Genomic DNA, 12,013 nt, shown 5'->3' on the forward strand with positions numbered 1-12,013 from the left:
CGGCCGGTTGCCCGGGTTCTGGTGGATTGCTCGGATTCTGGTCGGTCAGTCGATCCCGCCGGCCCGGACGCGCTCGGCGGGAACCGGGGACATCTGGTGGACAGGGTGCTCGACCTGCGCGGACAGGGCCGCCGGTCGGTGTTCCCGGATGCGTGCGCCGAGATCCGCGAAGCGCATGTTGCGGGTGTAGACCTCGGCGAGCCGCGCGAACTCGGCTTCGCGCCGCTGCCCCGACCAGGCCAGCAGCTCACCCATCTCGCGCAGCGCCAGATCGAGGACGTCGAGGTCGAGGTCACAGCGACCGGCGTCGTCGAACACCACGGCGTCCCGGATCCCACCGAAGTTCAGCAGGTAGTCCGCGTAGCTGGTGGCCATCAGATGATGGACGTGGTGGGCGACCTTTTTCCGCAGGAACTGTGGATCCCGTCGAGCCGGTGGGGCGCTGTGCGGCGCGTACCGGTCATCCTCCGGTACGGCCAGGAAATCCAGCCGCTGCGTGGTCGACCGTCCGAGCCGCTTGACGCCCTTGCGGCGCAGCTCCCGAGCGATGTGCGCGGCGACTTCCCGGCCCGCCCACCGGAACTCGGTGAGCTTCACGTTGATCATGTCGTAGATGGCACCGCCGCCCTGACGCCGAACCGTGATCCGGAACATCCGGGAGATGTCCTGTACGGCTATCTCGCCGCCGTCGTTCGACGCCAGTGGCCGGATTCCGCAGAAGACGTTGAAGATGTCCCGTCGACCGATCTTCCACTGGTCGCTCACCAAAGCGTTGTAGGAGTGCAGGAGTTCCTCGATCTCGTCTTCCTCGGGAACGACGAGGTCGGGGTCGACGTGCGCCCGGTCGGTGGTGGTGCACTGGATGTACCAGAGGCCGTGCTGATGGAACGGCCGCAGGTAGTGCTGGCGTACGGCGTTGAGCGGCACCAGCCCGACCTGCAGCGCCGGATCCGCTGACAGGCTCTCGTGGATGAACCGATTCGTCGCCTCCAGGTGCGAGCCCCGGGAGTAGACCACCGACGTTCGCCCGTCCGGCTGCGCCGTCCGGCTGCGGGCCTGGTCGATCCACGGGCCGGCGGCGTTGGTGATCGTGTGGGCCTTGACGGTGATTTCCGTCGGCAGTGTGTCGTCGGCGAAACGCCGGGCCAGCGTCACCAGGAAGTGGCCGCCGGCGGGGTCGTCCGTCCACTCGTAGTGTGCGACCTCGACATGACACAGTGCGCGAATGGGATGCGTCTCGGTGCCCCGATAGTAGGCGTCGCGGATCGCCTTCACCACCAGGACCTTGTCGTTGTTCGCCTTGCCTTCCCAGTACCTGATGCCCCCGAGCACGTCGTCGGCGGCCAGGTTGGGCAGGGCCCGGTGCAGCGACTCCTTGTTCCAGTACAGTTTCACCCGGCTGAACCGGGGAACGAAACTCACCCAGGCCCACAGTGCGGCGAAGGCGTCGTAAAGCGAGATGCCGAAGAACACCGACCACTTCTTTTCGGGGCTGTCCGGCAGGACGAACACGACGTTGGGGATCTCGTCCACCGTCCGGCGACTGGTTTCGAGCAGGATCTTGCGCTCCCGGGTGCCGTACCAGACGAGCTGTAGATCCAGCCAGGCTCCCCGCAGGTTCTGCGTGAACGACTGCTTGATCTTGGGGTCGCGGCGCAGGCGGGCCGCCAGCAGCAGCCGGTGGAACGCCATCCGCAGGTAACGGATGCCAGGATGGATCGCCTTGCCCGTCTTGCTGGACGTCTCGCCCCCGAACGTGCCGCGCTCGACCAGGATAGCGCTGGCGTTGGACCGGGAGGCGAGGTCACGGAGCACCCCGGCGCCCGCCGCCCCGCCGCCGATGACCACCGTGTCGTACACGCGATCGGGTTGGGTCCCCGACTCCTCGGCCAGCTGCCGATACTGGCGCACGACGTCCGACATGGCGAACGAGTGGGCCGCCGGCCCGGTGTGCCTCGCCTCGATCACGATGCTCGACCTCCTCGATGTAGTGCGATCACCCGATGGTCGGTGTCGCGCCGAGCCCGGAAGGTGATCGCCCGGTCGGGTGGAATCGGCGAGGTCACCTGCCAGTCCCACGCTCTGTCGATCATGTACGCCATGAACGCGCGGATGTGGTCCCGTCCCATGCCACGGGCCCCGCGCCACCGCTCGACCAGTTGCTCCTGCGCTTCACGTTCCCGCACCATCTGCTCGAACGACGGCCAGTCGAAGCACCAGAGGGCGTCCATCCGGTCGAACACCGGTCGCCACGAACGCAGGTGCTCGGCGACCCGCCGACGAAGCCCGTCCGGCACCGCCAGCGGATCCACCGTGGTGTCCGCCCCGGCGAACCAGAGGTCGAACAGCAGAACGCCGATCGTTCCCCGTACCTCGAACCAGCGGTCCGGCCCGGACGGATGGTCGTCGATCTTCTTGTCGAAGTTGGCCATCCTGATCACGCTGCCTGGGTGGCTGTGCTCCATCTCCCGCAGATTCCGCAGCAGCCAGGCGAGGTCGTGGGTGCCCGGCAGCGACCGGTTCGACACCCCCGGCACCCCCGGGTCGTATCCGTCGGCGACGAGCAGTTCGCGTTCGCGCCGCCCGAGGTACCAGTGGTCGCCGCTACGCGCCACCGCCCGTCCCTCCGTGTCCGCGTCGAGCAGCTCGTCGAGCACGACCGCCAGCGCGTTGGTCAGCACCGTCTTGCCGGCACCCGGGCTGCCGTTGAAGCCGACGACGTAGAGCTCGTTGGAGCGCCGCCGCCGCTTGCGCGTCACGATCCACTCGGCGAGCGGAAGGTACAGCCGCCACAGCTCGACCAGCGGTACGGGGGTGCCGTCGGTGGAGAAGTACGCTCGCCACCACCGAGCGAACGCCGGCCACACCCGCCGCAGGGTGTGCAGCTGGCGCTCGGCTGTCACGGCTGTCCACGGCCCGTCGTTTCCTTCCCCGACGAGCAGCCCTGAGACCGGATCCTGCCGGATCGTCTCGACCAGGACCGCCAGCTCGCGCCCGCCGATGGCGGCACCGTCGACGACCGACCGCAGGATCGGATCGAGGCGGGTGTCGACGGCTGCGATCATCGGTTGGTCCTGTCTGGCTGGTAGCCGGCGAGCACCCCGTGCAGATCGCCGAGCCGCTGGTCGGGTTTCGCGATCACCGCCAGCGGTACTTCCGCGCCGAACGAGCTGGCGAAGTCCCCCCTGATCCGGGCGAAGTCCAGCGAATCAAGCCCAAGCTCGGTCAGCCTCTTCGACTCGTCCCATCGGTGCACGTACCTGCTCAGGAAGGCTCGGACGTCGTCGGTGCCGTCGACCGGCTCCGGGCCGGCGGCGCTCCGTTCAGCGGTGGTGGTGGTGCCCTCGGCAGGGAACCGGTCACCCGAGAACCGCCGGCCGGCGATCCGACGGGCGTCGGCGACCGCCGAGATCAGCGGCAGTCGCGCCCACGGCGAACGCGGCCACTCGATGTCGCAGACGACCAGGTTGCGCCGGGTCGCGCCGCCAGCGAGGGTGGCGGCGAGCACCCCACCGAGCAGGGTCAGCCCGACGCTGGTCCGTACCGGGGTTTCCCCGCTGACCCGCGCCGCCTCCACCGCCTTTGCGCTGCGCGCGGCCATCCCGGCCGCCGCCCAGCTTCCCCAGGCGATCGTGACCACGTGCGGACCACCGGACGGCGTCGACCACATCGCGTAGGTGTCCATCCACGCGTTCGCGGCAGCGTAGTTCGCCTGGCCGGGTACGCCGAGCAGCCCGCTGGTCGAGGAGAACGCCACGACCCATCCCGCGCCCGCCACCCGACCGACGTCGACCAGCTGGGACAACGCGAGCTTCGGGGCGAGCACCCCGGCGAGCCGCTCCCCGGTCAGGTTGCGCACGACGCCGTCGTCGAGTGTTCCGGCCAGGTGAAAGACGCCATCGAGCGGACCGGTGACGGCCGCGACCGCCGCCGGGTCGATCGGTGCGGCCAGGTCCAGCTCGACGAATCGGATACCCGGCCGTAGATCACCCCGGTCGGCCCGGCCGGACACGACGATCCGCTCGGGCGGTACGCCTTGGTGCTGGATGAGCCAGTCGGTGACCACCCGGCCGAGGCCACCGGTGCCACCGGTGAGCAGATACCGGCCGGTGGTGGCACCGAGCGTCCCCGCCGGCAGCCGCGGTACGGCGACCGACTGCAGCCGTTGGGCGAACAGGAGACCGCCGCGATAGAGCAGATCGTCTTCCTCCGGGTGCGCCGCCGCGAGTCGTAGGATCCGGCTGAGCAGGTCTTGGCCCGTTCCGGCAGCGGACCCGTCCGGTACGGCGACGCCGTCCGCCGGCCGGTCCCCCACGCCGTCCGCCGGCCAGGTGTCGACGTGGATCCGCTGGACGGTGAGCCCCGGTTCCTCCTGTGCCAGCGACCGGGTCAGTCCACTCACGATCCCGCTGGCCGCGTCGGCCGGCACGACCACCACCAGCCGTCCGCGTACCTCCGCGTCGGCCACCGCGCGGAGCAGGTCGAGCAGCCGGGTGGCGTGCTGGACCAGCGTGCGTCCCGGCGCGCTCCGACACAGCAGCGCGACCCGCGCGTCGGGGGCGGTCAGGGTGTCCCGCACGAACCGGACCCCGTCCGTGGTCGTGCCGGCCCAGACGTCGAGGCACCGGGTGGCGACGGTCGGCGCGACGGCGCTCGGCGAGGCGACCGGCACCCAGTTCACCTCGGCGCACAGGTCCACCGCCCGGTCGTCCGCCCCGCCGAGGATCGGGTCGAGTCGCTCGATCAGCGAGACGATTCCGTCAAGGATGCCCGCCCGCTCGCGGACCATGAAGTCGTGCGCACCGTCGTGGCATCGCACGTCGGTGATCACATTCGTGGTGATCGCTGCCCAGTCCCGCGCCGACCCGGCTGCTAAGGACGGGTCGCGCGTACCGCAGTGCACCTGCACCGGGGCATCGACCAGCGCTGCCCCGTGTGCCGCCTGACGCCGCCGGATCCGCAGCTCGGCGCGGGCATCGGCGGCCAGATCCGCTCGGAGGACCGGCAGCACCGACCTTGTCCACTGCGGATTGTCGCGGATCTCTTCCGGTGCCATCAGGTAGCTGTCCACGGGCTCGTCGCCGACGTCGACTCCCGGAACGATCGGGGCTCGGCCGACGAGGCAGAGCAGGCTCACCCGCCGGGCGTGTGCCCAGTCGGCGAGCGGGCCGCCAAGCAGGTCGAGCACCAGGGAGGCCCCGAAGCTCATGCCGCAGAAGGCGACCGCGCGGTCTCCGGCGTCCGCCCGGATACCAGCGGCGAGTCGGGCCAGCATCCGCACGTCGGCGTCGTCGGCGGCCGGCAGGTCGGCGTCATCGGCGGCCGGTGACGCGGGGCGTCCTGGCAAATCCACCGCCACGATGTCCAGCCACGTCGGGGCCGCGTGTGCCCACGACTGGAAAGCGGTCGAGCCGCCACCCGCGTACGGAAAACAATAGAGCGTCACCGTGGCGGCCGGCCTGGTCACGAACCGGACAATCCGGGCAGCTGCCGCCGTACCGTCGGTGTCGGCCCCTTCGGCGGTGCCAGCAGGCTCGACCACGGGGCTGGCGTCGCCGACGGAGCCCGGGCCGGCCGCCACCACCCCACCGACGTATATCGACGCCTCCGGCCTGGTCCAGTACCGGGTCCGTTCGAACTCGTACGTGGGTAGCCGATGCCGCACGACGGACCGCGCCGGTGACCCGGACCCGGTAGCGCGCAGCGCCCTGAAGTCGACGTCGACGCCGTGGCACCACAACTGGCCGATCGCCGCCAGCAGGATCTCGCCGTCGTCGCGGTGCGGATCGCGGGGGTCGTGCAGGAGGCTGACCGGCTCGGAGACGGGTCCACGCCCGTCGCCGGCACCGTCGCGCGGTTCCAGGCACTTCCTGGCCAGGGTGGTGAGCACACCGCCCGGTCCGACCTCCACCAGCACGTCGGGCGTCCACTTGAGCAGCGTTTCCACGTTGTCGCGCCACCGAACGGTGGAGACCGCGTGGTCACCCCAATACCTGGCCGGTTGGTACGCGGCGTCGAGCCAGGTGCCGGTCAGGTTGCTGGCCATCGGTATCGCGGCCGGCCGGGCCGGGATGTCGGCCGCCGCCGTGCGCAGCCGCTCGGCCACCGGGGCCAGCAAGTCACTGTGGAACGGATGCGACACCGGGACCGGCCGACATGTGAAGCCCAAGGTCGGCAAGTCTTCCAGGGCCCGCCGCAGCGCGGCCGGCGTACCGGACAACACCACTCGTCCCGGCGCGTTCACCACGGCGAGCCAGAGACCGGAACGGGCGACCAGCCAGTCGTGCAGCCGCTGCTCGTCACCGACGACGCTGAGCATCCCGCCGAGCGCGGAGTCGGCCGCGTCGGCGCCCGGTAGCGCCTCGGTCGCCTGGGCGCGTGCCGCCACCAGTCGCGTCGCCTCATCGAGAGTCAGCACACCGGCCAGCACCGCGGCGGCGTACTCGCCGACGCTGTGACCGGCCACCGCCACCGGACGCACGCCGATGTCGACGAGCGTCGCCGCGAGCGCGTACTCCACGGCGAACAGCCCGCACTGGGTGATCATGGGACGTCGCACCGTCTGGTCGTCGGCACCGAGAATCGCCTCGGCCGGATCGGCGGGCAGGTTCCGGGCCAAACCTCGGCAGGCGGCGTCGAAGTGGCGGCGGAACCGGCCGCCGTCGACCCGTCCCCGATAGAGGCCACGCGCCATACCCGCGACCTGGGACCCCTGTCCGGGAAAACAGAAGGCGACCGTACCCGCCCGGGCCGGCCGGCCGAGACCGGCCAGCAGCCGGGCGTCGAGACGGACCGAATCCGCGCCGGACACCGACTCTGCGGTCACGACGGCGCTGGCCCGTACGGCGTGCGCCGGCCGGGTCAGCCGCGCGACGTCGATCGCCGGGCCAACCTCGTCTGCCGGCAGTGTGGTGAGGAACCGGGTGAGCCGCGCCGCGTTGCGTCGGGCCGCCCGTTCATCGGCCCCCGAAACGGTCAGCAGATGCGGCGTACCCGGCGACGGTCGACGCTCGCCGGTGCCCGGGGAACCCTGCGACGCGGTCTCGTGCGGTGCCGCTTCTTCGAGGATGACGTGCGCGTTCGTGCCACCGATGCCGAAGCTGGAGACGCCGGCCCGGCGCGGCAGCTGGGTGGCGGGATCGGACACCGTCCAGTCCCCGTAGCTCTCCTGGACGACGAAAGGTGATCCGTCACAGTCGACCAGGTCGACCAGTTTCGGGTTGAGCGTCGCGTAGTTCACCGTCGGTACGAGTGCTCGGTGGTGCAGGCACAGCACCGCCTTGATCAGGCCGGTGATCCCGGCGGCGCAGTTGGCATGGCCGATGTTGCCCTTGACACTGCCGATCGCGCAGCTGCCGGTGGTCGGGCCGGCACCGTCACGATGGCGATCGAACGCCTCGCGTAGTCCGGCGAGCTCGATGGCGTCTCCGACGTGGGTCGCGGTCGCATGACACTCCACGTAGGAGATCTGCTCGGCGGTCACCCCGGCCATCGACATGGCGTCGGAGATGCACCGGGCCTGAGCACTGGCGCTCGGCGCGGTGTAGCCGGCCTTCATCCGTCCGTCGTTGGACACGCCGAAGCCGGTGAGGACGGCCCAGACATGATCTCCGTCAGCGATCGCGTCGTCGAGGCGTTTGAGCACGACCGCGCCGACCGCGTCGCCGAACAGCGTTCCACTCGCGTCGGCGTCGAACGGACGGACCCGTCCGTCGATGCTTCCCACCAGGCCTTCCTCGTAGCGGTAGCCGAAGTTGGGAAAATTGATCGACGACGCTCCGGCGATCGCCATCTCGCACTGCCCGGTCATGATGGACTGCGCCGCCGACGCGACGGCGACCAGGCCACTGCTGCACGCCGACGTCACCGTGACCGCCGGACCGCCCAGATCCAGCAGGTACGCCACCCGGGTCGCGATGTAGTCCTTCTCGTTGCCGATCTCGGTCAGGAACAGCCCGGCCGGGTCCAACGGCTGCGTCAAGCCGCCACCCTGGAGGTGATGGACCAGGTATCCGTCGATGCCGCAGGCGGCGAAGACGCCGGTGCGGTGGCGGTACGGATTGTCGCGCCGCGCGTACCCGGCCTGTTCGAGCGCCCCCCACGCCACCTCGATGAACACGCGGTGCTGAGGATCCATCAGCAGGGCTTCCCGTTGGCCGATCCCCCAGAATTCGGCGTCGAACGCGTCGACGTCGTCGATGACCTGCCCGACGCCTACCCACTGTGGATGGTCGAGGGCCCCGTCCGGGACGTTCTTGTCACGTAGCCGGTCGGTGGGATACACCGTGAGGGAGTCGACGCCCATCGTCAGGTTCGCCCAGAACTCGTCGATGGTCTTCGCACCGGGGAACCGCCCGGACATCCCGACGATCGCCACCTTCGTCGTCGGCGCGGCCGGGCCGGATCGCCGAGGTTGGCCGACGGGGGTCGCGACCGGCGCGGCGGTACCGGAGCATCGGGCCGCCATGGCGCGCAACGTACTGAACTGGAAGACCTCGATCACCGGCAGCGATATTCCGTACCGTTGCGCGAGCAAGCCGGACAACCGGGCGGCGCTGAGCGAGTCACCGCCGACGTCGAAGAAGTTGTCGTCCGGCGCGGGCGGTGGGATTCCCAGCACTTCCTGCCAGGCGGCGGCGAGCCGCTGCCGCATCATGGCGGCCGGCCCGGCCGGCTCTGGCCCGGCGCTGCCGCCCGAACCGGCGACGGCGTCGAACGCGGTGTCGTCGAGTGCGGCGGTGGTGGTGTCGATCGCGGTTGTCGTGTCGTCCGGCGCGGGCAGCGCGGACAGATCGAGCTTACGCGAACTGCCGCGGCTGATCGGCAGGGCGTCGAGTCCGATCACGCGCCGCGGTCTGGCGTACTCGGGAAGGTCGTTCCTGGCCCGCTGTCGCAGCCGCGCGAGAGTGGTCCGCGACGGGGCGCCGTCGTCGCCGACAACGTATGCCACCAGTCCGTTCGGCTGACCGGTGTGGGTGTCCGTCATCGGCCGCACCACGACCCGCGAAACGCCCGGCTGGCCGCTCAGAACGTGTTCGACGGCACGCAGTGACACCTTGAATCCGCGGATCTTGACCACGTCTCCGACGCGGCCCAGGATCTCCAGTGCGCCCTCGGGCAGCAACCGGGCACGGTCACCCGTTCGGTAGAAGGTCGCGCCGGCGAACGACGATCCGGCGAGAGCGGGCGGGCACGGCACGAATCGTTGCGCGGTCTTCTCCGGGTCGTTCAGATAGCCGACGGCGACGCCGGGACCGGCGACGTGGAGTTCTCCGACACCCCCGTAGGGAACGGGGCGTCCGTCGTCGCCGAGCAGGACGGCGGCGCTACCGTCCAGGACGCGGCCCACCGGCGCGTAGGCCGACGGCCGCACCGGGCGTGCGGCGTCGTCGGTCGGGCGCGGCAACAGATCCGCGTACGACACGTCCAGACTTTCCCAGGTGCTGTAGGCATTCACCAGCCGTACGTGACCGGGCAGCAGCGCGGCGGCCTTGTCGACGACCCGGGTGGGGACGACCTCGCCCATCAGGAACACCAGCTCCAGGTGGTGCAGTTGGTCGGCCAGCGACGGTCCGGCGGTCTGGTGGTCCAGCACGCTTTCCAGCAGGGACGGCGTGACGACGAGGCGCGTGACACCATGGTCGGCGACGGTACGCACGAGCCGTACCGGATCAACGATGTGGGCGTCCGGGATCACCACGGCGGGTTTGCCCACCAGCAGGGGCCGCAGACACTCCCAGGCGAAGAACACGTTGAGCCCTTCGCGAGACGACTCCTGGTACGGGTAGAGCGCGTACCGGGCGTCGAAGCAGTAGAGGCAGCCGAGGTGGGAGTTCACCACCGCCTTCGGGGTCCCGGACGTCCCGCTCGTCATGGAGATCAGCGCGGTGTCGGCCGGATCGACGTACGGGAAGCTCACCTGCCGGGCCGGGGCCGCCGCAGGTCCCTGGTCGGCCCGGGTGAACGGGTCCGTCGGTGACGTGCCGCCCAGGAGCACGAGACGTTCGGGGGCCTGGTAGGCGTCCGGGAGGAGGCCGGCGAGTTCAGCGGTGGTCACGACGGCTCGCACGCCCGCGCTGTCGAGGAACTGCGCGAGTAGTGACGCCGGCCAGTTCTTGTCCAGCAGGCAGGCGGGCGTGCCGAGGCCGAAGCAGCCGAGCAGGGCGAGACAGTATTCGGCGGAGTGCGGCAGGAGCAGACCGACCACGTCGCCTTTGTCGAGCCCACACGCGACGATGCTCGCGGCCACCGCCGTGGCGTCCCGGTCGAGCTCGCGGTAGGTCCAGGTCCGGGGCTCGTCGACCAGGGCCAGCGCTTCAGGGGTCGCCGCCACCTGCGCCTGGAACCGGTCCCACAGGCTACCTGCGGCGTGCGGCTGGTAGCCGCGATCGGCCATCACGATCGACGGACCGACCCGGGTTCGCACCTGGTCGAGGTGTCGGCTGACGCTGGCCAGCAGTGCGCGCTGGGCACTGACGGTGTAGAAGTGACCGCCGGGAAAGGTTTCGACGGTGTACGGCGCGGTGTCGGCGACATGCTCGCGCCAGGCGTGCAGGTCGGCCAGGTCGACCGTGCGGTCCTGGGCGCCGCCGTACACGACACAGGCGACTTCGAGCCGCTCGCCGGTGTCCCCGCCGGTCCGACACGGATAGGTCTCGTCGAGCTGGAGGTCGGCGCGCAGCGGGGGCAGGACGAGCCGTAGTAGGTCCCGGTCGGCGAGCAGGTCGTCGGGCACGAGTCCCCATGCGCGTACGAGCTCGACGAAGTCGTCGTCGTCAAGGGTGTGGCGGTTCTCGCCGGCAGGCACGTGTGGCGCCCGGTGCGCGGACAGGAAGAGGATCTCGGGCTGACGGCGGCCTGCCTGGCGCAACTGACGACAGACCTCGAAGGCGGTCAAGGCACCGAAACTATGGCCGAAGAAGGCGAACGGTGTGCCGTCGTCGATGCCGTCCAGCATCGCGAGGAGGTCGCTGACCATCGGCTGCCACTGTCGATAGGGGGCGACGTGTCGTCGGGTACCTCTGCCCGGTAGGGAAAACGAGACGAGTTCGACATCGTCGGGCAGGTCAGCAGGCCAACCGGAGAAGATGGAATGAGTTCCGCCGGCATGCGGGAACGCGATGAGCCGTAGGGCGACGTCCTCACGTCGAGAGAGGATCGACGCTTCGACGCCAGAGGTCGGGCCGGGCACTCGTGCGGACCGTAGCAAGCCGGCGCTCCCCCACGTGGTCGGCAGAGATGATCTTTACGCGCCATCACTGTAGCAACACGCAGTGTCAATAGACAGTCGATCATCGACAGTCGTGAATCCTCACATTCTCGACGTTCTCGCTCAGTCCGCCGCACATCCGCAACCCGGAGGAGCCACTGGGCACCGCACCATCCGGCCGCACGACCAGAGGTAGCCGAGACGTCGGCACCGCACCGGGCTCGCCGGGTTTGCCGACAGCCCGCGTGCGGTAATCAACAGGGATGAGGTGACCGTGACCCAGACAGGAGGCAGCATGCAGACCGATGGCTTCGCGAAGCTGGTCAGGTTGGGCGACACCGGTGAGATGGTGGCGGATCCGGCCGAGGACATTCGTGGCCGGAAGGTGCACGACGCGGAGGGCAACGAGATCGGCAAGGTCGACGACCTGCTGGTCGACGAGGCCGAACACAAGGTCCGGCTACTTCGGTTGGAACACGGCGGGATCCTCGGCTTCGGTGCCACGCCGTCGTTCGTCCCGGTCGACGCGATCACCCGGATCACCGATGACGTGGTGCACATCAACGAGTCGCGGGACCGGGTGGCCGGAGCGCCACCGTACGATCCGGAGCTGGTGTCGCAGGACAAGTACTACGAGGATCTGTACGGCTACTACGGGATCCCGCCGTTCTGGGGCGTCGGGTATGTCTACCCCGGCTACCCGTACTACCGCTAGCCAGCGCATCGGCGGACCTGCTCGACGGCCGGTCCACGAATCACCTGACCTGACATCCGGGCCGCGGCGACGACGCCGCGGCCCGTAGC

The 12,013-nt window shown here is 70.0% G+C and carries 4 protein-coding genes; 1 reads left to right on the forward strand and 3 read right to left on the reverse strand.

Annotated elements, in window-relative coordinates:
* Positions 1-45 precede the first annotated feature (45 nt).
* The 3 genes from O7632_RS26895 to O7632_RS26905 are packed head-to-tail and all read right to left on the reverse strand — an operon-like array spanning position 46 to position 11,191.
* Positions 46-1,968 (reverse strand): FAD-dependent oxidoreductase, encoded by a 1,923-nt coding sequence (locus tag O7632_RS26895; RefSeq protein WP_278118300.1) that lies wholly within the window; start codon positions 1,966-1,968, stop codon positions 46-48.
* A complete protein-coding gene (locus O7632_RS26900; protein ID WP_278118302.1) occupies positions 1,965-3,065 on the reverse strand; it encodes a hypothetical protein in 1,101 nt (366 codons plus the stop codon). The genes O7632_RS26895 and O7632_RS26900 overlap by 4 nt, the downstream gene beginning before the upstream one ends.
* Complete coding sequence (locus tag O7632_RS26905) at positions 3,062-11,191, reverse strand: type I polyketide synthase (protein ID WP_278118305.1); 8,130 nt, start codon at positions 11,189-11,191, stop codon at positions 3,062-3,064. The genes O7632_RS26900 and O7632_RS26905 overlap by 4 nt, the downstream gene beginning before the upstream one ends.
* A 313-nt stretch (positions 11,192-11,504) precedes the next feature.
* Between O7632_RS26905 and O7632_RS26910 the strand changes: the two genes are divergently transcribed.
* On the forward strand, positions 11,505-11,924 hold the full coding sequence (locus O7632_RS26910; protein ID WP_278118306.1) for a PRC-barrel domain-containing protein: 420 nt from the start codon (positions 11,505-11,507) through the stop codon (positions 11,922-11,924).
* The last annotated feature ends 89 nt before the right edge of the window (positions 11,925-12,013 follow it).

The sequence above is a fragment of the Solwaraspora sp. WMMD406 genome (genome assembly GCF_029626025.1).
GTDB lineage: Bacteria > Actinomycetota > Actinomycetes > Mycobacteriales > Micromonosporaceae > Micromonospora_E.